Raw genomic sequence first — 26,503 nt, forward strand, 5'->3', positions numbered from 1 at the left:
TTGCCACCATGTCCGGACCGTTGTAAATCGGCATGATGCCGTACTGGGCCATTGCCTCCTTCTCCAGCTTGTTGGCTTCCTTGATCTGCTCGTCTGGGTCGGAGATCTTGGCGAGCTCATCGATCTTCTTGTCCATCTCCGGGCTACCCGTGCCGGAGCGGTTGAGCTGAGAACCGGAGCGGTAAACCTGGCCGAAGTAGGCCACACCGAACGGATCGCCGGAGGTGAAGCCCATGGGGAAGACATCGAAGTCATAGGAGGAGGTGATCTTGGAGAAGTCCGCGGAGGGGCGCTCCTCCACCTTCAGGTCCACGCCGATGTCCTTCATCATCTTCTGGGTGGCGGTAGCCAGGGCCTTGCTGATGGAAGAATCACCCAGCAGTGTGTAGCGCATGGACAGCTTCTTGCCATCCTTCTCGCGGATGCCGTCGCCGCCTTCCTTCCAGCCGGCCTCATCGAGCAGCGACTTGGCCTTCTCGGCGTCGAACTTCACGACGGAGCCGAAGTTATCCTCGTAGCCCTCCTGGGTCTGGTACAGGTTGAAGGAACCTGGCAGGTCCTCGGTGTAACCGTTGAGACCGTTGAAGCGGATGCCGGACAGCGTGGAGCGGTCGATACCGGTCATGATGGCCTCGCGGACCTTGGCATCGGAAAGAATCTCGTTCTTGGAGTTGAGAACGATGAGCGAGTTGGATGGGACCATGGCGGTGCGGATCTCAATGCCCTCCATGTCCTTGACCGCAGCCAGACGCTCCTTGTTGCCTACGCCGGTTGCATCAATTTCGCCGGCCTTGAAGGCGTTGATGGAAGCCTGGCTCTCCATCTGTCGGTAGGTCACCTTGTCCAGGAAAGGTTTGTCGCCCCACCACTTCTCATTCGGGACGAAGGTAGCGCTGCCGCTCTGGAAGTCAACGTTTTCAACCTTGAATGGGCCCGCACCCCACTCCGGGTGAACCTTGCTTAGGTAGGCGGTATTGAACTTCTCCGCAGAATCCACCTGCGGCGGGAGTAGGAAGTTGAACAGACCCTGCCACCAGGGATAGGCCTGCTTGAAGGTGATGACGGCTTGCTTGTCGTTCTCGCCCGGCTCCACGGACTCGATGAGCTCGTAGCCGTCGGTGGAGGAGACGTTGGCTTCCTCGTCCTCACCGTTGTTGAACTTCCAGGTGTTTTCGAAGGATTTCCAGTCAATCGGCGTGCCGTCGTTGTACTGCGCCTTTTCGTGGATGGTGTAGGTGACGACGGTCTTGCCGTCCTTCTCCTCGTCCTTGACATCCGTGATGTAGTCATTGTTGACGTGGAATTCACCTGCGCCATCGAAGAGACCGATCTGCGGGTTGTAGTACTTCCACACGTCGTTGGTGTACAGAGTGCCGTCGGCCTGGAAGGGGTTCTGCTGCTGGGAGATCTCGGTGATGGCCAAGCGCAGCTCACCGCCCTCCTTCAGCTCGGAGCGGTCCTTGGCGTTGTAGGAGCCGTCCAGTTTGACGTCGAGCTTCTCGCCGGAGGTGGAGTTGCTGGAGTCCTTGGAGCCCTCAGAGCTGCCGGAGCCGCCATCGGAGGCGCAGCCGGTGAGGATGAGGGCAGAGGCGGTGACCACTGCGAGGGCGGTCCTGCGGAGCTTCATGTTCATTTTTGTGTCCTTTCGAGAGGAAACATGGAGACAAAGGGGTGAGTATTCAGTTATAAGTCTTGCTAAGCCGGGGTTTCGGCGGGCTGGTAAATCTCGCGCACCCGGTCACGTTCCACGGCTGGGTCCGGCACCGGGATGGCGGAGAGCAGCGCGCGGGTATAAGCGTGTTGGGGGTTGTCGAAGACCTCGTCGGTGGGGCCGTATTCCACGAAATCGCCCTTGTACATCACGGCGACCTTGTCGGAGAGGTGGCGCACAACGGACAGGTCGTGGGCGACGAAGACCAGGGAGATCCCGAGGCGGTTCTTCAGATCGTGCAGCAGGTTGATGATGCCAGCCTGGATGGACACGTCGAGGGCGGAGACGGGCTCATCGAGCACCACGATGGAGGGGTTGGTGGCGAGCGCGCGGGCCAAGCCGATGCGCTGGCGCTGCCCGCCGGAGAAGTGTCCGGGGAAGCGGTCCACCTGGTGGGACTCCAAACCGACTAGTTTCATCAGTTCAGCCACGCGCTGGCCGACGTCCCCCTCGTACCCCAGCGACTCCAGCGGCTCGGCGATGATCTCGCGGATGGTCATGCGCGGGTTGAGCGAGCTCATTGGGTCCTGGAAGACGATCTGGATGTCCTTGCGCAGAGAGCGGCGTGCAGACGCGCTCAAACCAGAAGTATTGGTGCCATTAACCACGATGGTGGAGCCCTCTGGCGGGTTGAGGTCCATGATCTCCAGCAAGGTCGTGGTCTTGCCTGAGCCGGACTCGCCCACGATGGCGAAGCACTCGCCCTGGTGGACATCGAAGCTGACGTTCTTGACCGCGTGCACGGTGCCGACGCGGCGCTTGAGAATCGCTCCCTTGATAAGCGGGAAGTCCTTGACCAGGTTCTTGACCTCCAAGGTGACTGGCCGCTTCTCATAGGGTGTGTCACCCAGCGAGTCCGGAGAGATCGTGGGCAGCGGGTACATGCGTTCACCACCGATCGTGCCGTCCTTAATCTCATCGGAGCGCAGGCAGGAGGCGAAGTGGTTGGGGGCGTCGTCCAGCGCGCGCAGCTCCGGCTCCACGGTGCGGCACTCTGACTGCACTACGGGGCAACGGTCGGCGAAGGGGCATTCGGCTGCGACCTCGATGAGGCGCGGCGGAGTACCGGCGATAGGCGTGAGAGGCTCATCGGTGGCCTTGTCCACGCGCGGCGTGGAACCGAGAAGCCCGACGGTATAGGGCATCTTGGGGTTGTTGAAGATGGTGTCGACATCGCCGAGCTCCACCGGGCGTCCGGCGTACATGACGAGAACGTCGTCGGCGGTGCCGGCGACCACGCCCATGTCGTGGGTAATCATGATGACGGCCGCACCGGTTTCGCGCTGCGCAACCTTGAGCACCTCCAGGATCTGAGCCTGGATGGTGACGTCGAGGGCCGTGGTGGGCTCGTCGGCGATGATGACGCGCGGGTTATTCGCCATGGCGATGGCGATGACCACGCGCTGACGCATACCACCGGAGAACTCGTGCGGGAAGGACTTCACGCGCTTGTCCGCTTCCGGGATGCCGACGAGTTCGAGCAGGCGAATGGCTTCCTTCTCCGCTTCCTTCTTGGAGACATCGCGGTGGGTCTGGATGGCTTCGATGAGCTGGTCGCCGATGGAGAAAACCGGCGTCAGTGAGGAGAGTGGATCCTGGAAGATCATGGCGATGTCCTTGCCGCGGATCTTCGACATCTCCTTGTCGGACTTGCCGATGAGCTCGGTGCCGGCATAGACCACGGAGCCTTCCACCTTGGCGTAGTCGGGTAGCAGACCCATAACCGCGAGGGAGGTCACAGACTTACCGGAGCCGGACTCACCCACAATGGCCAGGGTGCGGCCCGGCATAAGGTCGAAGTCAACGCCACGTACGGCGTGGACGGAGCCGGCCTCCGAGGGGAAGGTGACGGACAGATTGCGTACGGACAGAACCGGGTCGGCGGACGCGGCGGGATCGGTAGCGCGGCTGGCCGGGACGGCGTTGGCGTTATGCGCAGTATTCTGCGGGGTCATGCTCGGCCTCCAGAGTTCGAGTTGGGGTCAATGGCGTCGCGCAGACCGTCGGCGATGAACGCCATGGAGACGGTCAGCAGCGTGAGGATGCCTGCAGGGAAGTAGAAGAGCCAGGGTGAAGCCTCGACGGCGTTGGCGCCGCCGGCCAGGAGGGTGCCCAGGGAGACGTCGGGAAGCTTCACGCCCAAGCCCAAGAAGGACAGCGCGGTCTCCGACATGATGGTGGACACCACGCCCAGGGCCGCTTGGATGATGAGCAGCGAACCGATGTTGGGCACTACGTGGCGGAAGATGGTGCGCAGGCGCGAAACACCCATGTAGTCCGCGGCGCGGACGTAGTCGTTCTCGCGCACACTGAGCGCCATGGCCCAGATGACACGCGCCGGGTACATCCAGCCGAAGACGATGAGCACCACGATGAGCAGCTTCCAGTCACCGCCGGAATCGGAGACCACCAGAGCGATGAGCAGGAAGGTCGGAATAGCCAGCAGGAAGTGGATGACGGCCAGGATGACCTTTTCCACCGCGCCTCCGTAAATGGCCGCGGCCGCGCCGATGAAAGCGGACAACACCGTGGATGCTATCGACACGATAAGCGCAATGATGAGCGAGCGGCCCAGGCCGTGGACGGTTTGTGCGAAGAGGTCGTTACCGGAATCGGTCGTGCCGAACCAGTGCTCGGAGGAAGGTCCGGTGGACAGGTTGAAGAAGTCCGGCTCATCGAAACCCCAGGGGGTCAGCAGGCTGCCAAAGATGGCCAGCAGGGTGAGCAACACGAAGATGACGAGGCCGACGGCCGCGAACTTGTTGCGAAAGAAACGGCGAACGTACAGCTTGAGCTTTGAGGTGCCGCGGAACTCGTTGCTGGAGAACTGCTTGCGCTGTGCGTCATCGACATCGACGCCGGAACCAAGTGCGGACTGTGCGCTGGGTTCGGTCTGCGGTGAAAAGTCAGCAGTGGCGGTATGCGGGCGCACGCCAAGGTTGTCCGCGGCGGTGTCGATGGCGAGATCGTTGCGGCGGTGGCGCTCGGTGTGGCGTGCTTCTGAGCGCGGCGACGTGGATTTCTTTTCTGGAGACATTTAGCTCACCCTTACTCGCGGATCGAGGGCTACGACGACGAGGTCAGCCAGAATTGCGGAGAAAGCAATCATGACGGCACCGAAGGCGGCGACGGCGGTGGTGCCGTTGACATCGTTGCGGCTGATGGTTTCGATGAAGTACTGGCCCATTCCCTTCCACGCGAAGATGGTTTCCGTCATGATGGCGCCGGTGAAAATGCCGGGAACGGAGAAGGCCACGGAGGTCGCAACCGGGATGATGGAGGTGCGCAGGGCGTGCTTGCGAATAGCCTGCGCACGGGTCAGGCCCTTGGCGCGGGCGGTGCGCACATAATCGGCGTTCAGGTTATCCAGCAGCAAGGTGCGCTGCATCATGTGATACCCGGCGTAACTGATGATGATGAGGGAAATGGACGGCAGGATGAGGTGCTGCGCCATATCCAGAAGTTTGGGGAAGAAGCCCTCGACACCGAGGCTGGACGCGCCCGTCACGTAGACCACGCGGTGGCCGGTGACGCGGTTGATCCACAGGCCACCGGCAACAACCAGAATGGAGGCGACGACCACGTGGGTGTTCATCGTGATGATGGAAACGCCCTGCCAGAAGCGGTCAGCCGCTTTGTATTGGCGGGAAGCGGTGTAGACACCGAGGCCAACGCCGATGATGACGGAGAGGATTGTGGCGACGAGCAGCAGCTGCGCCGAGACGAGTGCGCGGTGAGCGATTTGTGCGCTGACCGGGTCGCCGAGAGGGGAGGTACCCCAGTCCCAGTGGAAGAGAATGTTAGAGAGCCAGCCCCACCAGCGCTCAATAAGCGGGGTCTCAGGATTGAGTCCGAGCGGAGTGAGGATGCGGCCGATTTCTTCCGGCTCGAGCGGTGGGTTGCGGCCGACATAATTTGATCGGGGATCAAGGAAGGTTGCGGCCAGGAGATACGCGATATTAGTCGCGAGGAAGATGACTACCAGCCAGCTGGCGGTCTTCTTGATGATGTACTTGAACATCACTATTCCTTCGCAGGGTTTGTCTCGGCAGATTCGGTGAGTATGGCGGCCGATAAGAGTTAACCGCACTCATGTGACCTAGACCTCAGGCTAGGTGCTGTGTCACATATTAAAAGAAATGTGAGACAGGAGAGGAATAATGATTGTTTTTATTTCATGGGGGGTACTCCCCGCGTGTGAAAACTTTGTATTAATTACATATTAATTGGCCTATAGAAATTTGCAAGCAGGGGAGTGTCGGTGCAGGGACTGAAAGCTTCTTTGGGCTCACAAATCGTGCCTGATTGCCTGGGTGGCAGTGAATAATATGCGCATAGTTTGGGGGTAGTGTGCAGGGGGATTGCGCTGAATAGATAAGGGGTAAGGAACGCTCAGCAAGCATGCAGGAGCCGGCTCAGCGCATCTTTTTCTGCCTCCGTGACCCAGATTTCATAGACCGCTTTTACCTCGACGATGCGACGCGCATACTCACAGCGAAAACCTTTGTTGGGCGGCAGCCACGTGGCGGCATCGCCGGCGCCTTTCTGCTGGTTGAGAGGACCATCGACGGCGAGGAGGTTGCGGGGATCATTGGCAAAGTTGCGGCGCTTCTCGGGTGACCATTGCTGGGCGCCTTTCTGCCAGGCGTCGGCCAGCGCCACAACGTGATCGATCTGCACCGCACTCGAGGTCTGCGCCCCGCGCTGAAACTCAATGTCCTGGCCCGAATAAGGATCATGCAAGGTGCCGGCGAGCGCCACGCAGTCGTGGGTTCCTTCCTTGAGCACGAGGCTTTCCGGATCCAGGTCCCTGCGGAGGATATCGTTGCGGGTGTCGCAGCCGTTGTGGCCAAACTTCACCGTGACATCATCGGACCAGGCCTGGCCGAATTCCTCGCGCTCATAACCGGTCATGGGAGCGCGGCCCTTGACCTCCAGAGAATCTAGGGCGGCGAGCGCTTCGGCGATGTCTGGCGCAATGTCTGGCGGGGGCGTGGCTTCGTCGGAGTGTTCTTCTGTGGGGGCTTCTTGCGCGGGCGCCGCTGTTGTTGTGGAAGCACTCGGCCCCGCCGCTGGGGGAGCAGCCGGGGAGGGAAGGAGCAGGCCGACCACCACGAGCACAGCCACCGCGGCGTTGAGGAGCGCGGCGATGAAGAACGGGGTTCGAGAGGCCATGACGAATTGATCCTAGTGGGTAGAATCGGCACACGGTATGAGTATCGATATGTTCTTTGACGACTACCTCGCCGAGCGCGGCCTTACGCGCTCGGCGGAGGTCATCCCGGATCACGCCTGCCAGGTCTTTTGCGGTATGCCGAAGCCGACATCGCATCCTTCCCTCGATGAGGCCGTGCAGCTTGTTGCGCGCACTTTGGGGGAGTAGCGCAGGTGTCTGATTTCCACGTCTCTGTGCCTTTGTCCGCGCGCCTAGACGCCGAGCTTTTCGCACTCTTTTTCTCCGGGCAAGGCTATGCCTGGCTGCCGACGCTGCGCAGTGCCCTCGCTGCCGGCGTGCGACCGCAACTGGCTGAGTACCTCGCCGAGGCAGAAGAACTCCTCGCTCCGCTGGAGGACGAGCTTGTGCCCGCCGCGCCACGCGGTTTTGACCCTCTGGCCTGGGCGGACGAGGAGCCTGCGTGGGCGCACGCGCTTGCCGACGCCTCGCTTTCCACCCCCGGCATTCTCACCGCTCAGCTGGCCGTACTCGAATGCTTGCGCGCGCACGGAGTAGAACTCGACGACGCCGTCACCAGCATTGGTCACTCCCAAGGCGTACTCGCCGCAGCGGTGGTGGAGAAGCGCATGAGACCAGCGGAGGCCCTGGCGCTGGCACGCCTCATCGGTGCAGCCATGACGACTACCGCGCGCAGCGCTGGGCTCATACGCACCCCGCAGGGCGCGCCCATGGCGGCGGTGACGGGCGCGACGAGACAGCAACTGCGCGAAGTCGGAGCACACATCGGGCTCGACAACGGCCGTGGGCGCTTCGTCATCGTCGGAACACCGGCTGAGCTCGCCCGAGTGAAGGCCACGCTGCAGGAGAGCTCACCCCTTAATGACGAGAGGGAAGGGGAGTCAGCCGCCATCGCTGTCACCGACCTTGAGGTTTCAGCAGCGTTCCACCATCCCACCATGCAGTTTGCGGTGGAGCAGGTGGAAAGCTGGGCGGAGCGAATCGGCTTGGACCTAGAAATCACCGCGCAGCTCGCGCGGGCCGTGCTCACGGATTACGTGGACTGGACCGAGCGCATTGACTCGGCGCTCGAAGCCGGGGCTCGCTGGATATTAGAAGTGGGGCCTTCCCGCGGGGTGGAGCCGTTGACGCGCGAGCTCGTTGCTGGACGCGGCGTGGGCACGCTTGCCGTGGGGACGGCGGAAGGATTGGCCCAGCTCGTCGAGCCGGGCCGCGCACCGTCTCTGCCCCGCGCGTGGTCCGAGTGGACACCGCGCGTTGAAAGCGGGCGTCTGGCGACTGCCTTTACACGGGCCACCGGCTACTCACCAGTCATGCTCCCCGGGATGACCCCCACCACGGTGGACCCAGGCATCGTAGCCGCAGCCGCCAATGCCGGGCACTGGGCGGAGCTGGCCGGCGGGGGACAGCACACCGATGACATCCTGAAGGAGAACCTGCATACCCTGGGCCGGATGCTGCAGCCCGGGGTGAATGCCCAGTTCAACGCGCTGTACCTCGCGGCTTCCCAGTGGCGTCGCCAGATCGAGGGGCCGAACTCGATTCTGCGAGCACGCGCAGCAGGAGCACCCATCAACGGAGTGGTGATTTCCGCTGGCATTCCGCCCGTGGAGGAGGCCAAAGAGCTGGTGGCGAAGCTCCACGCCAAGAACATCCCGTGGGTCGCCTTCAAACCGGGAACTTCGGCGCAGGTGGAGGAGGTACTCCGTATCGCCGATGCTCTCACTGAGACCACCATCATCATGCAGCTGGAAGGCAGCGCGGCTGGAGGTCACCACTCCTTAGAAGGTCTCGATGACGTCCTTGTTGCTACCTACGCGCGGATCCGCGAGCGTGACAATGTCCTCCTCACCGTTGGTGGGGGAATCGGTACCCCGGCGCGCGGTGCAGAGTACCTGATGGGTACGTGGGCGCAGCGCTTCGGTCTGCCCGCGGCGCCAGTCGATGCCATCATGGTGGGCACCGCTGTCATGGCGGCGAAGGAATCCACCGCATCCGAGTCGGTAAAACAGGCGCTCGTTGCCGCGCACAGTAGGGATGTTGTGTCGGGCCGCTCGGACCTGGGCGCGGACATTCATGAGATAGACAATTCCTTTGCCCGCGCCGGGCGCCTCCTCGATGAGGTGGCCGGCGATGCCGCGGCCGTGGAGGCACGCTGCGCGGAAATCATTGGGGCTATCGGGCGCACGTGCAAGCCCTACCTCGGCGACCTCGATGAGATGTCCTATTCCGAGTGGCTGCAGCGCTACCTCGAGCTGTCCTACCGGGACGGCTGGGTCGATGAATCCTGGTTGAGCCGATTCACGCGCATGGTGGCTCGCGCCGAAGCCCGTCTGCACCCGACCGATCACGGCGAGATTGCGCTGTGCGTTGAGGTTGACCGCGAAAACCCAGTTGAGGCAATTGCTCAGCTAACCGGACTCTACGGTGACGCCGCGCTGCACCCGACCGACGCCGCGTGGTTCATTCAACTCGTGGACGGTCCGGGCAAACCCGCAAACTTTGTGCCGGTTATCGATTCCGAGGTACGCCGCCGCTGGCGCCGCGACACCTTGTGGCAGGCGCACGATGAGCACTACGAGGCCGATGAGGTCTGCATCATCCCCGGCACGGCGGCTGTTGAGGGAATCGAGCAGGCCAACGAACCGGTGGCACAGATACTAGGCCGCTTCGAGCAGGCGGCGCTTGCGCTTCTCGACGACTCCAGCGAGGAGCCTGTCTTAAGTAATGAAGAGCTCATCCGCCGAGCCCCGGGCCTAAATTGGGCGGGGCGCGAGCAGCCCAACCCCCTGCGTCTTGGACTTGATGGGGCCGAGCTGGACACTGCGGTCGACGGCACCATGTGGTTGACCGTTCCTTTTCACTCCGGAGCTGAGCTGCGCGTTCGCATCACTCCGCCGCGCGTTCCGGGTGCCTCACCACTCGTTAAGGTCGAGGATGCTGAATCCGCCATGCGGGATCTGCTGCGCCAGGCCCTCGGCGGTGACCTACCTGAGGTTGATTCGGGGGCCGCAACAATCAGCGCTCACCTCAGCGCCACCGATATCGCCCACTACAGCGCGGTGACGAGCGGGGAAATGAGCGCTACTGTCTCGCCCGATGTCCTCGTCGGCCCCGCCTGGCCGGCCACCTTCGCTGTGCTGGCCGGTGCCCACACGCAGTCAGGGGAGCCGGTGGTGGAGGGCTTCCTTGACCTCGTCCACCTTGAGCATTCGCTGAGCCTCAAGTCAGACACCTGGGAGCTGCTTCGCAGCAGCGTCGCCCTGGGCTGGGAGCCCTTGGCACTGAACTACACCGCAGCACTGAAAGACGTTCGCGATACGCCCTCGGGGCGCCTCATCGACGTGAGCGTTGCTGTCGCCGCCGCGGTAGGCGGCGGCGAGCGCGAATTTGCGCAGTTGCACGAGCGCTTCCTTATTACCGGGCGGCGCGGTGATGCCCCGCTCGAGACCGTGGGCGCCACAGTTCAAGGCTCGCAAGAAAACAGCGCAGAGCCGTCCTTCCGTGAGACACCGCGCTCCTTCCGCCACCGCACCACCGCGGTGGCACCGGAATCGCTGCGGCCCTTTGCCGTGGTCACGGGGGATAGGAACCCTATCCACCTGTCTGCGAACGCAGCGGCATTGGCGGGGCACCGTGAAGGCCCCATCGTCCACGGCATGTGGACCTCGGCGCTGGCGCAAGCAGCCGCGGCTTTCGACGGCGCTCGCGTTCTCGAGTGGTCCGCTACCTGGCTTGCACCCGCGCTGCCGGGCAGAGAGGTGGAGCTCGAGGTGGAACGGGTGGGCGTCGACAAGCGCGGCGGCTACGGCGAGATCCGCAGCGTGACCGCCACCAGCCAGGACGTGCCGGTGCTGCAGGCGCGAGCGACGATGAGCAGTCCCACCACCTTCTATGCCTTCCCCGGCCAAGGCATTCAATCCCCGGGGATGGGGATGAAGGACTATGCGGAGTCCGCAGCGGCGCGCGCCGTGTGGGAGCGAGCGGACCAGCACACGCGGCAGAGCTTGGGCTTTTCCATCCTGGAGATCGTCCGCCACAACCCCGACACCGTGGTGGTAGATGGTGAGACCTTCACCCACCCGGACGGCGTGCTTTATCTGACGCAGTTCACGCAGGTGGCCATGGCCACGCTGGGCTGCGCGCAGATAGCAGCGCTCAAGGAAGCCGGGGTCCTCGAGAGCGGTGCCTTCTTCGCTGGCCACTCGGTGGGCGAGTACAACGCCTTGGCCGCTTATGCCGAGGTCCTGTCCTTGGAGGCGGTCCTGGACATTGTTTATGTCCGCGGCCTCACCATGCACCGTCTGGTCGAGCGCGATTCCGCGGGCCAGTCGCTCTACGGTTTGGCAGCGCTGCGCCCGCACAAGATGGGGATGAGCGCGGGCGAGGCCTTCGCCCATGTCGCCCGCGTGGCCGCAGAGACCGGCGAGTTCCTTGAGGTGGTCAACCACAATATTGCCGGGCGCCAATATGCAGTTGCCGGCACGAAGGCGGGCCTGGATGCGCTGGCGAGCGACGCCGAGCGGCGCGCCCCTGGGCAACGTGCCGTCATCCCCATCTCGGGGATTGACGTGCCCTTCCACTCCTCCCGCTTAGTGAGCGGCGTGGCAGATTTCCGCGCGCACCTTGACGCGCTCATCCCTGAAGGGATCAACCTCGATGCCCTGGTGGGGCGCTATATTCCAAACCTCGTGGCGCGGCCCTTCGCGCTCAGCCGCGAGTTCGTGGAATCCATCGCCGCGGTGGTGGATTCGGAACCCATCGCGGAGATCCTGGCGGACTTCGATGGTGCCATGGCAAGCCCGGCGCGCTTGGGGCGAACCCTGCTCATCGAGCTTTTGGCCTGGCAGTTTGCCTCCCCGGTTCGCTGGATAGAGACCCAGGACCTGCTCCTTGGGCAGCTCGGCGTGGAGCGTTTCCTTGAGGTCGGCGTTGGTGCCGCACCGACGCTGACCAACATGCTGGGCCAAACCCTGCGCCTGCCCCAGTACGCGGGCAGCGCAGGCATCGAGGTGCTGAATTACGAGCGCGACCGGGGGCGAGTCTTTGCCGAAGACGCCGAGCCGGTGCCCGACTCAGCAGCGGAGGTGGCTGCGCAGCCGGACGCTGCCGAAACGGAACCGGCAGAATCTGAGTCGAGGCAAGCAGTCGACAGGGCACACCGGGAAGATTCCGTGCACGTCCCGCGCGAGGAGGCCCCGGCCGCCGTTGAGGACCTCCCTCTGAGCGTGCACCAGGCCCTCGAGATGCTCATTGGGCTGTGGACGAAGGTCCGCCCCGATCAGATGGCGGCGACCGATTCCATCGAAACCCTCGTGGAAGGCGTGTCCTCCCGCCGCAACCAGTTGCTCGTTGACCTCGGCGTGGAGTTCGGCGTCAGCGCCATCGAGAATGCCGCGGATGCGCCTCTCCCGCAGCTGGCGGAGAGCGTGGCGCAGCGCGCGCCGGGCTATGCAACCTTCGGGGAGGTCCTCAGAGAGCAGGTCGCGCAGGCTCTCAACCGGCTCACCGGGCCCGCGGGCAAGAAGCCGAGCTACGTGGCCGAGCGCGTGAGCAGTACCTGGGGATTGGGGCCGGGCTGGGTCGATCGCGCGACCGTGCAGCTGGTCCTGGGCACGCGCGAGGGCTCCTCGCTGCGCGGTGGGGACTTGGCTAGCTTACCCATGACCGCCGTGGCCTCGGCGGCTGAGCTTGATGACCTGATCGACGACGCCGTGCGCGCTGCCGGCGAGCGCGAAGGAGTCTCGCTGCAGAAGGCCGCAGCACCAACACCACACGAGACCGTAGACCCAGAGGCGGTGCGCGCCGATACCGAGCGCCTTGAAACGGCACTGAAGGACTCCGCCCGCGCCGCACTCGCTGCCCTGGGACGTGAAGCCACCCCGACTGAGCAGGGGGACAGCGCCGCGCACACGGAGCTGGAGCAACTCGTTGCCGCGGAGCTGGGCCCCGACTGGCAGCAGCGCGTCGCCCCCGCTTTTGATGCTCGCAAGGCAGTGCTTCTCGACGACCGCTGGGCCAGCGCCCGCGAGGACATCGCCCGCGCGGCGGCCGCCGGGGAAACAGAGCCCAAGCTGGACGTGCTGGGCGCCGGCGAGGAGGTTGCGCTCCTGGCCGAGCACTTCGGCTACGAAGACTTAGCCCGCGATGCCCGCACCCCGGCCGACGGGTTGCTCTTCGCTGACCAGGTAGCCGTGGTGACGGGTGGCTCGCCGGGCTCGATTGCCGCCGAGCTCATCGGCGAGCTGCTCGCGGAGGGCGCAACCGTCATCGCGACGACCTCCCAGCTAAACCACGAGCGCCTGGAGTTTTATAAGGAGCTCTACCGCAACCGTGCCGTCGGTGCGGCGGCCCTGTGGGTGGTTCCAGCAAACCTCAATTCCTTCGCGGACGTGGATGCGCTCGCTGAATGGATTGCGGCGGAGCGCACCGCCACCGTGGGTGGCGAGTCCGTGCGACTGAAGCCGGCTTACGTGCCGGATTTGCTCTTCCCCTTCGCCGCGCCGCGTGTGGCCGGAACTCTTGCGGATGCCGGGGCAGGGGCGGAGTCCCAGATGCGCCTGCTGCTGTGGTCGGTAGAAAAGCTCATCGCGTCGCTGTCTGGCGTAGGCGCGGATACACACGTGGGCCACCGGCTGCACGCGGTGCTGCCGGGCTCGCCCAACCGTGGGCGCTTCGGCGGCGATGGCGCCTACGGCGAGGCCAAGGCGGCCCTCGATGCCTTGGTTAACCGCTGGTCCGCAGAGCAGTCCACGTGGGGCGCGCGGACCTCGCTGGTGCACGCCCACATCGGCTGGGTGCGCGGCACCGGCCTGATGGGCGGCAACGATCCGCTGGTGGAGCAGGTAGAGGCCCGCGGCGTGCGGACCTTCTCAGCGAAGGAGATGGCGGTGCTGCTTCTCGACGCCACCGCCTCTTCCGACATCCGCGCCGAAGCAGCACAGGCGCCGCTGAGCGTGGACCTCACTGGCGGGCTGGCCGAGGCCGAGCTAGACCTAGCCGCGCTTGCCCGGGATTCACAGTCAGAGGATGCAGATGCATCGAGCGCAGCTGCTAGATCGGGCGAAGAGAAGGCTCCGCGAACGGCGAAGGCCCTGCCGAACGTTCTCAGGCCTGCTGAGTGCACCAGCCCAGACTTCAACGGGGTGACGCAGTCCCTCGAGGACATGGTGGTCATCGTCGGTGCCGGCGAGCTCGGTCCGCTGGGCTCCTCGCGCACGCGATTTGAGGCGGAGGTCGGCGGAGAGCTCTCTGCGGCTGGCGTGCTGGAGCTGGCGTGGAGCCGCGGGCTCATCAGCTGGGATGAGCGCACGGCCGGATGGCTGACAGTCGAAGGGGAGGAGTTAGCGGAGGAAGACGTCTACGAGCGCTTCCACGACGAGGTCCTCGCCGGGATTGGTGTGCGCCGCTTCCACGATGACTTCGGCCCGCACCTGCCCATGGTGGATAACCTCGCGCCCGAGCTGACCACCATCTACTTGGAGAAGCCACTGAGCTTTACCGTGCAGGACGAAGAGACAGCGCGGAGCTTCGTCGATAGTTGCGAGGGCGCCACGTTGCGGCGCGTTACTGATCAGACTGGCGAGGTTGAATGGCAGATCACCCGGCCCGCCGGCTCTGCAGTGCGGGTTCCGCGGCGCGTGGCCATGACCCGCTTCGTGGGCGGCCAGATACCGGAGGGCTTCGACCCACAGGTCTACGGCATCCCCGCGGACATGGTGGATAACCTCGATCGCCTCGCCCTGTGGAACCTGGTGTGCACCGTGGAGGCTTTCCTGTCGGCGGGCTTTAGTCCGGCCGAGCTCTTAGCCCACGTCCACCCGGCGCGGGTGAGCTCCACCCAGGGCACCGGCATGGCGGGTCAGGAGGCGCTGCGCTCGCTGTACGTCGACAAGCTCTTGGCCCAGCCGCGCCCCAATGACATCCTGCAGGAAGCGCTGCCCAACGTTATTGCCGCGCACGTCATGCAGTCCTATGTCGGCGGCTATGGCCAGATGGTGCACCCGGTGGCCGCCTGTGCCACGGCGGCGGTGTCGGTGGAGGAGGGCTTCGACAAGCTGCGCCTGTCCAAGGCCGATTTCGTGGTGGCCGGAGGCTTTGACGCCCTGTCGATTGAGGGCATTACCGGCTTTGGTGACATGGCGGCCACGGCCGATAGCGCGGAGATGGCAGCGCAGGGGATTGAGCACCGGTTCTTCTCCCGCGCCAACGACCGCCGTCGCGCCGGCTTCGTGGAATCCGAAGGCGGCGGAACCATCCTGCTTGCGCGGGGAAGCTTTGCGGCACAGATGGGGCTGCCCGTCCTTGGCGTGGTGGGCTTTGCCGAGTCCTTCGCCGACGGCGCGCACACCTCCATCCCCGCGCCGGGCCTGGGTGCGCTCTCCGCGGCGCGGGGTGGGCAGGACTCTCGCCTGGCCCGCTCGCTGGCGGCCCTCGGCGTGGGCGCGGACGATATCGCAGTTGTGTCGAAGCACGATACGTCCACCAACGCCAACGACCCCAACGAATCAGACCTGCACGAGCGCATCGCCGCCGCACTCGGCCGCAGCCCCGGCAACCCGCTGTATGTGGTTTCGCAAAAGAGCCTGACCGGGCACGCCAAGGGCGGTGCCGCCGCCTTCCAGCTGGTGGGGCTGTCCCAGGTGCTGCGCAGCGGAATTCTCCCGCCGAATCGTTCGCTTGATTGCGTCGATCCCGTGCTGCGCCGTCACTCGCACCTGCTGTGGCTGCGCCAGCCGTTGGACCTTCGCCGCACCCCGCCGAAGGCGGGCCTGGTGACCTCCCTGGGCTTCGGGCATGTTTCCGCCCTCATCGCGCTGGTCCACCCGGGTGCTTTCTTTGCCGCATTGGCCCGGGAGCAGGGTGGGGGCGTGGCCGAAGCCTGGCGGGCAGCCGCTACCGATCGCGAGCGGCGTGGTCTGCGGCGCCTAGAAGATGCCATGCGAGGTGGAGCAGCGCTGTACGAGAGGCCGGTGAACCGCAACCTCGGCTCGGGCCCAGCTACCGAGGTGACCGAAAGAGAGGCCGCAGCGTTGCTGAGCGAGTCCGCGCGCTTGCGCGGAGGCACCCTGGATCCGGAGGGAGGAAACACAACACAACGGGGGTAGCGGGCGCTAGAGTATCCCCAGCGTGCACCCTCTGGAACGATAAAGAAGCAGGTCAGGTGGGTTGGAGAAGTCCCCCAATCTGGGGCACCATGCAAGGGTGAATAAAGCTAAGAAGCCACTACTAGGCCTTATTTCGGTAGCCGCTGCCACCCTTCTTGCCGCTTGCTCCGCCACCGGTGGTGCGCCCCGCCCCGAAGCGGACGGCGAGCTAGCCGGTGGCGTCGACACCGAGCGTCTTGTCGTCGCCATGATTTCCCACGGCGCGCCGGGAGATACGTACTGGGACCTCGTGCGCAAAGGTGCGGAGGATGCCGCCCGCAAGGACAACATCGAGCTGCGCTACTCCTCCGACCCGGAAGCGCCCAACCAGGCTAACTTGGTGCAGTCCGCCATCGATTCCGGCGTGGACGGCATCGCCGTGACCATGCCTAACTCTGGGGCGATTGGCCCTGTGGCCAAGAAAGCTGCGGATTCCGGCATCCCCACCGTGGGGCTTAACGCCGGCATGGATGATTACCAGAAGTACGGCATGAGCGCCTTCTTCGGCCAAGAGGAAAAGGTCGCCGGCACCAAGGCCGGTGAGCGCCTCAAGGACGATGGCGCCAAGCACGTTCTGTGCGTCATCCACGAGCAAGGCAACTCTTCTCAGGAGTCGCGCTGCGCCGGCGTGAAGGACGGGCTGGACAACGGCAAGGTGGAGATCCTGTACGTCAACGGCAAGGATCTCACTGCTGCGCAGTCCACCATCAACGCGAAGCTGAGCCAGGACCCGTCCATTGACTGGGTCATGGCGCTGCAGGCCTCCGTGGCGATGCGCTCCGCCGACGCGGTTGCTGACGCCTCCTCCCAGGCCAAGGTCTCCACTTTCGACACCAACGCCGAGCTTGTCGACGCCATCGCGGACAACCGCATAGAGTGGGCCGTCGATCAGCAGCCTTATATGCAGGGCTACCTCGCCGTCGACTCGCTGTGGTTGGCGCACCGCAACGGTTCCACGATGGGCGGCGGCCGCCCCGTGTACACCGGTCCCTCCTTCGTGGATTCCACCAACGTGGACATCATCTCCGAATCCGCTAAGGCAGGTCTGCGATGAGCGAAACCGCTACTGCATCAGACGAGGCTCTATCTAGCCCCGCCGATACGCGCCTGACCCGTCGCAGCGGTTTCGCGCGCCTCATCCGCCGCCCAGAGTTGGCCAGCCTGCTCGGTGCTGTGGTCATCTTCGTCCTCTTTATGATTGTGGCGCCCGCCTTCCGCTCAGTGGAGGCCTTCTCCACGGTGCTCTACGCCAGCTCCACGCTGGGCATTGTGGCCCTAGCAGTGGGCCTGCTCATGATTGGTAATGAGTTTGATTTGTCCTCCGGCGTGGCGGTGACCTCCGCGGCGCTCGTGGCCACCATGCTCAACTACAACTTCCACCTAAACTCGTGGGTGGGCGTGGGGCTGTCCCTCATCACCGCACTGGCCATCGGTGCGCTCAACGGCTTCCTTGTGGTGCGCACCAAGATTGACTCCTTCCTCATCACCCTGGCGGCCTTCCTCATGCTGCAGGGTCTCAACCTGGCGATTACCAAGCTGGTCACCGGCCAGGTAGCAACCCCGATTATCTCGGACATGGAGGGCTTCGGCTCTGCTCGCGTCATTTTTGCCGGCACTATCCACATCGGCAGCTTGAGCATCCGCGCTACCGTCATCTGGTGGATCCTCTTCGTCGCTATTGCCTCGTGGGTGCTCTACAAGACGCGCTGGGGAAATTGGATCTTCGCCGTTGGTGGCGACGATGAAGCCGCCCGCGCCGTCGGCGTTCCCGTGCGCCGCGTCAAGGTGGCGCTGTTCATGCTCGTCGGATTTGCAGCGTGGTTCGTGGGCATGCATACCCTTTTTGCCTTCGACTCCATCCAGGCCGGCCAAGGCATTGGTAACGAGTTCCTCTACATCATCGCTGCGGTCATTGGAGGCTGCTCCATGACCGGTGGGCGCGGTACCGCGGTGGGCACCGCCATCGGCGCGCTTATTTTCGGCATGACCAACCAGGGCATCGTGTACGCCGGCTGGAACCCTGACTGGTTCAAGTTCTTCCTCGGCGCGATGCTGCTCTTTGCTGTGCTCACGAACACCTCGGTGGCCAACTTTACGAGGAAGCGATAACCATGATTGAGCTGCACGATATTTCCCAAACCTTCGGCAACTTCCACGCCCTGCGCGGTATCAACCTCCGCGTCAAGGAAGGCGCAGTGACCTGCGTTCTGGGTGATAATGGCGCGGGCAAATCCACGCTGATCAAGATCCTCGCCGGCCTCAACCAGCCCACCGGCGGCACCATCACCGTCGATGGGGAAGAGGTGAATTTCACCAGCCCGCGCGATTCCCTCGATGCTGGTATAGCTACCGTGTACCAGGATTTGGCGCTGGTGCCTTCGTTATCGGTATGGCGGAACTTTTTCTTGGGCCAGGAACTCACCGGGGCGCTGGGGAGCTTGCGGGAGGAAGAGATGAAGCGGATTACGCATGACCAGCTGGCCGAGATGGGCATTGAGCTTGGCGACGTCTCCGTGGAACTCTCCGCCCTCTCCGGCGGCCAGCGCCAGGTGGTCGCGATTGCCCGCGCCATCTACTTCGGCGCGCGCTACATCATCTTGGACGAGCCGACCGCCGCTCTTGGTGTGAAGCAGTCGGGCATGGTGTTGCGCTTTATCGACGCCGCCCGCGAACGCGGCATGGGCGTGGTGTTCATTACGCACAACCCGCAGCACGCCTACCTCGTGGGCGATCATTTCATCGTGCTCACGGTGGGGCAGATGTCGCTGGATGCCTCCAAGGAGGAGGTCACGCTGCCGGAGCTGACCCAGTGGATGGCCGGCGGCGACGAGCTGGAGGAGCTCAAACAGGAGCTGGCGCGCTAGGCCACAGTTGGCGCAACTAAGCTGGCCTGCATGACTATGAGTGGCGTGAGCGTGGGCACCGATCTGGTGCACATCCCCTCCTTTGCCCAGCAGCTGGAGCTTCCCGGAACGCGCTTTGCGCGGGTTTTCAGCGCCTCCGAGTTGCGCGTGGCGCAGGCCCGTGGTCTGAGCGGTGCTGCCCGCGCTCAGCACCTCGCAGGGCGCTGGGCGGCGAAGGAAGCCTTCATCAAGGCGTGGTCGCAAGCGCTCTACGGGCATCCGCCGGTCCTAGCGGAGGAGGCCGTGGACTGGGCCGAGATTGAGGTCCGCCCCGATGCGTGGGGCCGCGTAGCACTTGAACTGCGGGGCGAGATTGCCCGCCTCACGCGGGAGTCCTTGGGGGATTTTTCCACGGCGCTGTCCATCAGCCACGATGGTGATTACGCCACCGCTATCGTGCACCTTTCGCGGCACACGCCATAACCCACGCCATGATCTAGGCGCTGGTGGCGATGGCAAAGAGATAGGCGATGAGCATGCGCTTAATTTCTTCCACCACGCCATCGAAGCTCTCCTCCGAGCGCATGGTGCTGTAGTTAAGCAGCGAGACCACGGTGTGGACGAGGAAGGCCGCAATCTCCACGCGGGCGGACTCGTCCATTCCTTGGGCAAGTGGTTCGATGATCTCGGCGATGGGTTTGAGCAGAGACAGCTCCGTATCAGCGGCCGTGGCGCGGGTGGCCGGCGTGGACTGCACGGCATGCCACACCGCGCGGCGCGAGCGGTCCTCGCGCCAGACCCGCGCCATGCGATCAATGAACTCCTCGAGAAAGTCCGGCCACTGCAGGGCCGGCACGCGCTGGGAAAAACGCTCAACCTCCGCCAGCATTTCGGCGGTGTCTTGGCGGTCAAGCTCGCAGATCAGCACGTACTTGTTGGCGAAGTATTGATACAGCGTGCCAATCGGCACTTCTGCGCGGCGCGAGACCTCATCGAAAGTAAAAGACTCGAAGCCATGGTCCACGAGCGTCTGACGCGCGCAGGACAAAATCCGGTCATACTTGGCCCGGCTACGCGCCTGCGCTGGGCGACGCCTCGGGACCAGAATCTCCGGTGACTTCGAGCTAGATTCCACGGTTTAGTTGAGCCCCTTGAGCACGCGGGCGACGTGGCCGGTGGCCTTGACGTTGTACATGGCTTGGCCAATGGTGCCGTCTTCCTCGACGAGGAACGTGGAGCGGATAACTCCCTGGACTACCTTGCCGTAGTTCTTCTTCTCACCGAAAGCGCCGTACGCAGTCATGACCTCCTTATCGGGGTCAGAGAGCAGCGGGAAGTTCAGCTCGTGGTCCTCACGGAACTTAGCCAAGGCCTCGGGCTTGTCGGGGGAGATGCCCACCACGGCGATGTTCATGCCATTGAGCTGCTCTAGGCTATCGCGGAAGTCGCAGGCTTCCTTCGTGCAGCCAGGGGTGTTGGCGCGCGGGTAGAAGTAAACCACGACGCGCTGGCCAGCATAGTCACTCAGACTTACGGTGTTGCCGGCATCATCGCTCAAGGAAAAAGCGGGAGCCTTGTCTCCTACGGACAGTCGTTGTGCTTCAGTCATGCTGTCTACCTTACCGTGCCCTACGGGGAGGCTATCTGGCGTATCTACGCCACCGAGGGTGAAACAAACGTTGGCCAACTCTGCAGGGGAGCTGGCGGTCAATGTAGAATGTCGACGTTAGAACCACAACGGTTAGAAAGACACTAACCGCAGCAACACCGAACGAAGCCAAATTCAGGAGATTCACGTGGCACGCAACATTGATGATATCCAGCGCGACATCGAGCGCACCCGCCGTCAGCTGGCTAGCACCTTGGATGAGCTGGCTGATCGCAGCAAGCCGCAGAACTTCGTCGAGGACGCTAAGGGCGCGGCAACCCAGAAGCTGCAGGAGCGCAATGTGCAGATGGCGCTCGCCGGCGTTGGTGCAGCCGTCGTAGGCCTTATCGCTTTCTCCGTTTTCCGCTCCAAGCGCCGCAAGTCCGATATCAAGGAATTGCAGCGCCTGCTCGCTGAGCGTCGCTAGAGCCGGTTAGCGCCGTTGGGCGCGACTGCATACCTAGAGGCCCTGCCTTGGGAAATACCCCGGGGTGGGGCATTTTTGTGCTCCGTATGCGTTACTGGAAGCATTGCCTACCCTATGCAGGCTTTGGGTAGCCTTACCTGTCTGTGTAGTATGAACCTCCGAACAGACCATAAGACCAAAGTTTGAAGGAGAAATCGTGCTTCACGTATCGACGCCTGCAGGCCAGGCATCCCGTCCGCGCGCCGGGCGAGTAGTAGGGGCGTGCGCCATGGTGGCGGCGCTGGCCAGCGCGCTGGCGGGCTGTGCCTCCGACAATGCCGATGCCGGCAGCGAGCAGTCAACGGGAGCGCAGGGGACTGCCGCTGTGAGTTTCACAGACCTTGCCGGCCGCCAGGTGGAGCTGGACCACGCACCGGAACGCGTCATCCTGGGAGAAGGCCGCAGCGTCTTTGCCACCGGCATCCTCAACAAGGAAGACCCGCTGGACAAGGTCGTCGCCATCGGATCGGACCTGAAGCAGAATGTGCCCGACTACTACCGCGAGCTGGAAAAGACCGCGCCCAAGGTCAACGAGCTGCCGGAAATCGGCGGCTTCACCAAGGGTGATGTCACTGTGGAGGAGCTCATCAGCCTCGACCCGGACCTCATCGTGCTCTCCAAGGATCAGTATGAGGCCTCCCAGACCGCCGGGCTCACCGACAAGTTGGACCAGGCCGGCCTGACCTATGCCGTCACGGACTTCCGCGCCAAGCCCTTGGAGAACACCATTCCCACCATGGAAATCTTCGCCGATATCTTTGGCCACGAGGACCGCGCGGAGGAGTTCATCGCGGACTGGCAAAAGAACGTGGACCTGGTGACCGAGCGTGCCACGAAAGCACAGGACAAGCCCTCCACCTTCGTGTGGCGCGCAGCGGGTGTCTCCGACTGCTGCGGCTCGTGGAATGACTCCAACATTTCTGAGCTGGTCAACGTCGCCGGCGGAAAGAACGTGGCAGACGGCATCATCGAGGGAGAGTCCGGCGCGTTGACCCCGGAGAAGGTCATCGACGCCGATCCCGACATGATCATCGCCACCGGCGGCGACTGGTCCGCCAAAGTGGATAACGCAAAGGGCCACACCGGCTTCGCTGCCGCCGGCTATGGCATCAGCGAAAAGGATGCCCACGAGAGCGCCGCTTCGCTGGCCGGCGTCCAACCTGGTTTTGAGGACCTCTCTGCCGTCAAGGAGCACAACCTCCACGGCCTGTGGCACCAGTTCTACAACTCGCCCTTCAACTACCTGGCACTCCTTCAGATCGCCGCGTGGCTCCACCCAGAGGACTACGCAGACGTCAACGTTCAGCAAGAATGGGCCGAAGCCCAAGAGAAATACTCGCCCGTACCCGGCGACGGAACCTTCTTCAGCACCAACTAGTCATGAGCATTCTCACCTCAACCGCGCGCTCGGCAAGCCCTGAACGGACCACGCGCGCAGAAACCGCGGTGCTTCCCGTGGAGGCCCTCGCACGCGAGCACTCCCGCGTGACCCGCCGCCGCATCGCCATCGTCGCTGGGCTTATCGGCGTAGCGCTCGCCGCATTCGTTCTTAGTGTGATCGTTGGCGCCATCGACCTCACCCCGGGGCAGGTGCTGCGGGGGATGGTGGATCCGGGAGGCGTCGACAAGCAAACGCGTACAGTCCTGTGGAGCCTGCGCCTGCCTATGGCCGTCATGGCGCTGCTTATCGGGGCCAGCCTGTCGCTGGCTGGCGCGCAGATGCAGACCATCCTGGATAATCCGCTGGCGGAGCCCTTTACCCTCGGCATCTCCGCGGCGGCTGCCTTCGGCGGGGCCAGCGCCATCGTGTTGCGTTGGCAGCTTCTGGCCCAGCCGCAGTTCAACCTCGCGCTCATCGCGTGGCTGTCGGCGGCGCTGGCCACGGCCATCATCGTCGTCGCCGCCGTTATTCGCGGTGCGAAGTCCGAGACGATGGTGCTGCTCGGCATCGGCCTCGTCTTCTTCTTCCAGGCCATGCTGGCGCTCATTCAATACCGCTCTTCCAGCGAGGCTCTCCAGCAGATCGTCTTTTGGTCCATGGGCTCGCTCACCCGCGCCAGCTGGCAGGCCAACGCCGTGCTGGCCGGCGTGCTTGCAGTGGCGTTGCCCATCCTGGGCGCGCTGTCGTGGCGGCTGACGGCGCTGCGGCTTGGTGACGCCCGCGCCACCGCCCTCGGTATCAACACCTCCCGCCTACGCGTGATTGTTCTCGTCGTGGTCTCGCTCGTCGCGGCCACCACCGTGGCCTTCGCTGGCATCATCGGCTTTATTGGCCTAGTAGGCCCTCACATCGCGCGCATGCTGGTGGGGGAGGACCAACGCTACTTCGTGCCGGCATCCATGGCCGCGGGCGCGGCGGTGATGTGTGCCGCCCATGCGCTGAGCCTCGTCATTAAGCCCGGGCTGGCCATCCCCATTGGCATCGTGACCTCACTATTGGGCGTGCCGTTCTTCATCGCCATCGTCATGACCCGGAGGAGGGCATTGTGGACGTAGAACTCACCATCGCTGATCTGACCGCCGGCTATGGTTCGCGCACGGTGGTAGACGGGCTGAGTCTCCCCACGCTGCGCGGCGGGCAGGTGGTGGGCTTGCTGGGGCCGAACGCGTCTGGCAAGACCACCACCATTAAGGCGCTCGCCGGCGTGCACCGCGCGCGGGGTGGCACGGTTGATTTTCGTGTCGACGGCCAAGCCCCGCGCGGGCAGCGGCGCCGCCAGCTCATTGGCTACGTGCCGCAGGGCCTGCCGCACACCGCGGCGCTGCGGGCGTTTGAGGCGGTGCTGATTGCGGCGCGGCGCGAAGCATGCGAGGACCCAATCACCCGCACAGCCGAGGTCCTGCACTCCATGGGGCTCGATGAGATTGCGCAGCGCTACCTCAATGAGCTCTCTGGAGGCCAGCGCCAGCTCGTCGCCGTGGCGCAGATGCTCGTGGGGACCCCTGGGCTCATGCTTCTCGACGAGCCCACTTCTGCCCTCGATCTCAACCGCCAGCTCTTCGTCTTGGGCCGCGTGCGGGCAAAAGCTCGGGAGGAAGGCAGCCTCGCGTTGGTGGCGATTCATGACATCAATCTGGCCGCCCGGATGTGCGATCAGCTTGTCGTGCTTCACGGCGGCAAGGGACGCGCTCACGGCGCGCCGGGGGAGGTGCTCACGGAGGAACTCTTGCGCGAGGTCTACGGCGTAGAGACAGATGTGCTGGACCACCGCGGGCAACCCATCGTGGCGCTGCGAGAGGTTAGTTAGACTCGGGCCGTGTGAGCCGAAATTCGCCCGAGAACCTCCTGCTGTACCTCACCCCGGAGGATGAAGACACGATCCGGGAAGTCTATGCTGCCCTGGCTCAGCGTGGCTTTCCGGTGCAGCACCAGCGCCCGCACATTACGGTAACGTTTGCGCCGGCGCTCGAGACCGCAGTCGTCGACAAGGCCCGCACTCTGTTGCCGCCGCTACTGCCGGCGCTGTTTCATCGCGTCGGGACGGTGGTGTTCGGCAGGAAAAGTAAGCAGACCGTGGCGTGGCTTTTGGAAACCACGGATGACCTGGAGATCGCTGCGCGCCAGGTTAGCGCCGCAAACCCGGAAGGCCGCGGGCCGCGGTGGACCCCGCACCTGACGATGGGGTTGCGCCTGCCTCGGACGCTGGTGCCTGACTATATGCGTGCCCTCGATGAGATTGCCGGGCCGGAGCATAAAGAATTCACTGCCGAATATGCCGCCTGGTGGCGGCCCAAGACGCAGCGCTTGGAGGTCTTCGGGTCTTAAAGGCCTAACCCCCTTAACCCCTTAACGCGGTCGTCGGCTTAAGGGACGAAGAAACCCCCTTCATCTAGGATGAAGGGGGTTAAACTGTGCGCCATCAGGGAATCGAACCCCGAACCCACTGATTAAGAGTCAGTTGCTCTGCCAATTGAGCTAATGGCGCTGGTGTTTACCTAGCTGGCTCTGATTTCCTCAGTGCCTGCCGTGCAACGAGATGTAACTTTAACACCCTCTTCCTGAAAAGGTAAAATCGCCAGGTGAATAAAGGTTTTTGAGCTCCTTAGGTAGCGGCTACTTTTCTCTTCTTTGAAAGCGTGGAATGTGGGAGTGGGGAAGACCGGTAACGAAACGGTTAAGGGCGGTGGCGCTAACTAGTGAGAAGGCCGTGCAGGCAGTTAGGCTTAGTGCACTCTTGTCCTTGTTCGTCCTTTTATGAGCTAGGGGTTTGTGTGCACTCTCTATTCCCTTCTGCACGTCCCGCAGTGCTTCTCTCGAGTCTCATTGCGACTGCCTCCCTTCTGACCGCCTGCACCATTGGCGGGGTCGAGAACTCCAGCCCGGCCGATAGCCACTCTGAGGCAGACGCCCAAGTGAGTGCGGCGGCGGATGCGTCGGCGTCGGCAGCCGCTAAGGCGAAGCAACTACAGTTCTCTGTCAAAGACGGTGCTAGTGATGTCGATCCTTCCGAACCGGTCGAGGTCACTTCTCCTGCGGGCCTGAAGTCGGTGACGATGACCAACGAGGCTGGCAAAGTGGTGGAGGACGAGCTGTCGAGTGATTCGACCACGTGGAAGAGTGCCGAAGTTTTGGGGTACAACCGCACCTACACCATCGATGCCACAGACAAGGATGGCACCCACAAGACCATCACCTTCACCACCCCGCAGGCCGCGGCGGTGTCTGAGGTGGCGTTGAGCCCGCTGCCGGACTCTGAAGTAGGAGTGGGCCAGGTTATCGGCGTGCGTTTCGGCAATTACGTCACCGACCGCAAGGCGGCCGAGAAGGCCATCACGGTCAAGACCGAGCCTGCCGTTGAGGGGGCGTTCTACTGGGTAAATAACCAGGAGGTGCGCTGGCGCTCGCAGAACTACTGGGAGCCGGGCACGAAAGTGACTGTCGACGTCGACCTGTATGGCCGCAACCTTGGCGGCGGTGTTTACGGCGGCGAGGATGCCTCCACCAACTTCACTATCGGTGACCGCGTCATCACGCTGGTCGATAACAACACGAAGATGATGTCGGTGTTCAAGAATGGCGAGGTGCTGCGCCGCATTCCGGTGTCGATGGGCAGGGATGGCCAGTGGGACACCCCGAATGGCGCCTACATCATCGGTGACCAGTACCCGTCCCTCACTATGGACTCGACTACCTTTGGCCTGGCTCTCGACGCCGGCGGTTATAAGACCGACGTTCAGTGGGCGACCCAGATGTCTTACTCCGGAATCTATGTCCACGCGGCGCCCTGGGCTGTGGGTGCGATGGGCAGTTACAACCAGTCCCACGGCTGCATCAACGTGACTACTGAGGCTGCTCAGTGGTTCCAAAACACGGTCAAGCGCGGCGATATCGTGAGGGTTTCCAACACCGGCGGTGGCGTGTTGAGCCCGCTCGACGGCCTGGGGGATTGGAACATGGACTGGGAGACGTGGTCTGCGGGGAACGCTACCGCTAACCAGTAGCCCGGTTGATTGCCGGGGTAGCCTTGCGGAAAAACTGCCAAGGAAAGGGCCCC

General features: G+C 63.6%; 19 protein-coding genes and 1 tRNA gene. 12 read left to right on the plus strand and 8 right to left on the minus strand.

The features are described from left to right. The 5 genes from HMPREF2993_RS10600 to HMPREF2993_RS10620 all read right to left on the minus strand — a co-directional run. Positions 1-1,633: ABC transporter family substrate-binding protein (locus HMPREF2993_RS10600; RefSeq protein WP_070702283.1), on the minus strand; the 1,633-nt coding region annotated here is incomplete at its 3' end. 62 nt (positions 1,634-1,695) lie between these two features. Then, entirely contained in the window at positions 1,696-3,666 is a 1,971-nt protein-coding gene (locus HMPREF2993_RS10605; protein WP_070702285.1) for an ABC transporter ATP-binding protein, read from the minus strand. Next, positions 3,663-4,748 carry an ABC transporter permease gene (locus HMPREF2993_RS10610; RefSeq protein WP_046647355.1) on the minus strand — a complete coding sequence of 362 codons (1,086 nt, stop codon included), beginning with the start codon at positions 4,746-4,748 and terminating at the stop codon, positions 3,663-3,665. Before HMPREF2993_RS10610 ends, HMPREF2993_RS10605 begins: the two co-directional genes overlap by 4 nt. Beyond that, positions 4,749-5,732, minus strand: a complete 984-nt coding sequence (locus HMPREF2993_RS10615; RefSeq protein ID WP_049155780.1) for an ABC transporter permease — start codon at positions 5,730-5,732, stop codon at positions 4,749-4,751. It lies immediately after the preceding gene. A gap of 371 nt (positions 5,733-6,103) precedes the next feature. Beyond that, entirely contained in the window at positions 6,104-6,886 is a 783-nt protein-coding gene (locus HMPREF2993_RS10620) for an HNH endonuclease family protein (protein ID WP_046647354.1), read from the minus strand. A 37-nt stretch (positions 6,887-6,923) separates the two neighbouring features. Here HMPREF2993_RS10620 and HMPREF2993_RS13655 point away from each other — a divergent pair, with 37 nt between their 5' ends. From HMPREF2993_RS13655 to HMPREF2993_RS10645, 6 genes are all read left to right on the plus strand, one after another. Then, a complete protein-coding gene (locus tag HMPREF2993_RS13655) occupies positions 6,924-7,094 on the plus strand; it encodes a hypothetical protein (RefSeq protein WP_157844603.1) in 171 nt (56 codons plus the stop codon). 5 nt (positions 7,095-7,099) lie between these two features. Continuing rightward, positions 7,100-16,012, plus strand: a complete 8,913-nt coding sequence (locus tag HMPREF2993_RS10625; protein WP_070702288.1) for a type I polyketide synthase — start codon at positions 7,100-7,102, stop codon at positions 16,010-16,012. Positions 16,013-16,109: 97 nt separating this feature from the next. Beyond that, the gene (locus tag HMPREF2993_RS10630) at positions 16,110-17,105 is read left to right on the plus strand and encodes a substrate-binding domain-containing protein (RefSeq protein ID WP_070509737.1); all 996 of its coding nucleotides are present in this window, start codon (positions 16,110-16,112) and stop codon (positions 17,103-17,105) included. Further along, on the plus strand, positions 17,102-18,160 hold the full coding sequence (locus HMPREF2993_RS10635; RefSeq protein ID WP_070702290.1) for an ABC transporter permease: 1,059 nt from the start codon (positions 17,102-17,104) through the stop codon (positions 18,158-18,160). Before HMPREF2993_RS10630 ends, HMPREF2993_RS10635 begins: the two co-directional genes overlap by 4 nt. A gap of 2 nt (positions 18,161-18,162) precedes the next feature. Next, positions 18,163-18,915 (plus strand): ATP-binding cassette domain-containing protein, encoded by a 753-nt coding sequence (locus HMPREF2993_RS10640; protein WP_070516075.1) that lies wholly within the window; start codon positions 18,163-18,165, stop codon positions 18,913-18,915. A 36-nt stretch (positions 18,916-18,951) separates the two neighbouring features. Beyond that, entirely contained in the window at positions 18,952-19,377 is a 426-nt protein-coding gene (locus HMPREF2993_RS10645; RefSeq protein WP_070702328.1) for a holo-ACP synthase AcpS, read from the plus strand. Positions 19,378-19,390: 13 nt separating this feature from the next. On the opposite strand, the gene HMPREF2993_RS10650 is transcribed toward HMPREF2993_RS10645, so the two are convergent. After that, a complete protein-coding gene (locus tag HMPREF2993_RS10650) occupies positions 19,391-20,029 on the minus strand; it encodes a TetR family transcriptional regulator (RefSeq protein ID WP_070509734.1) in 639 nt (212 codons plus the stop codon). A gap of 3 nt (positions 20,030-20,032) precedes the next feature. Beyond that, positions 20,033-20,503, minus strand: a complete 471-nt coding sequence (gene bcp / locus HMPREF2993_RS10655) for a thioredoxin-dependent thiol peroxidase (protein WP_070509732.1) — start codon at positions 20,501-20,503, stop codon at positions 20,033-20,035. Between the two features lie 187 nt (positions 20,504-20,690). Here bcp and HMPREF2993_RS10660 point away from each other — a divergent pair, with 187 nt between their 5' ends. The 5 genes from HMPREF2993_RS10660 (at position 20,691) to HMPREF2993_RS10680 (ending at position 24,774) form a co-directional block, all read left to right on the plus strand. Further along, positions 20,691-20,969: a DUF3618 domain-containing protein gene (locus HMPREF2993_RS10660; RefSeq protein ID WP_010191207.1), complete on the plus strand. Its 279-nt coding sequence runs from the start codon at positions 20,691-20,693 to the stop codon at positions 20,967-20,969. Between the two features lie 268 nt (positions 20,970-21,237). After that, complete coding sequence (locus HMPREF2993_RS10665) at positions 21,238-22,386, plus strand: ABC transporter substrate-binding protein (protein WP_070702292.1); 1,149 nt, start codon at positions 21,238-21,240, stop codon at positions 22,384-22,386. Positions 22,387-22,388: 2 nt separating this feature from the next. Beyond that, entirely contained in the window at positions 22,389-23,504 is a 1,116-nt protein-coding gene (locus HMPREF2993_RS10670) for a FecCD family ABC transporter permease (RefSeq protein WP_246822435.1), read from the plus strand. Next, complete coding sequence (locus tag HMPREF2993_RS10675; RefSeq protein WP_046647345.1) at positions 23,495-24,256, plus strand: ABC transporter ATP-binding protein; 762 nt, start codon at positions 23,495-23,497, stop codon at positions 24,254-24,256. Before HMPREF2993_RS10670 ends, HMPREF2993_RS10675 begins: the two co-directional genes overlap by 10 nt. An 11-nt stretch (positions 24,257-24,267) precedes the next feature. Continuing rightward, positions 24,268-24,774: a 2'-5' RNA ligase gene (locus HMPREF2993_RS10680; RefSeq protein ID WP_070702293.1), complete on the plus strand. Its 507-nt coding sequence runs from the start codon at positions 24,268-24,270 to the stop codon at positions 24,772-24,774. 87 nt (positions 24,775-24,861) lie between these two features. Here HMPREF2993_RS10680 and HMPREF2993_RS10685 read toward each other — a convergent pair. Next, a tRNA-Lys gene (locus HMPREF2993_RS10685) sits at positions 24,862-24,934 on the minus strand. A 286-nt stretch (positions 24,935-25,220) separates the two neighbouring features. Between HMPREF2993_RS10685 and HMPREF2993_RS10690 the strand changes: the two genes are divergently transcribed. Beyond that, a complete protein-coding gene (locus tag HMPREF2993_RS10690; protein ID WP_070702296.1) occupies positions 25,221-26,450 on the plus strand; it encodes a L,D-transpeptidase in 1,230 nt (409 codons plus the stop codon). The last annotated feature ends 53 nt before the right edge of the window (positions 26,451-26,503 follow it).

Origin of the sequence: Corynebacterium sp. HMSC068G04 (assembly GCF_001814885.1) — a bacterium.
Classification (GTDB): Bacteria; Actinomycetota; Actinomycetes; order Mycobacteriales; family Mycobacteriaceae; genus Corynebacterium; species Corynebacterium hiratae.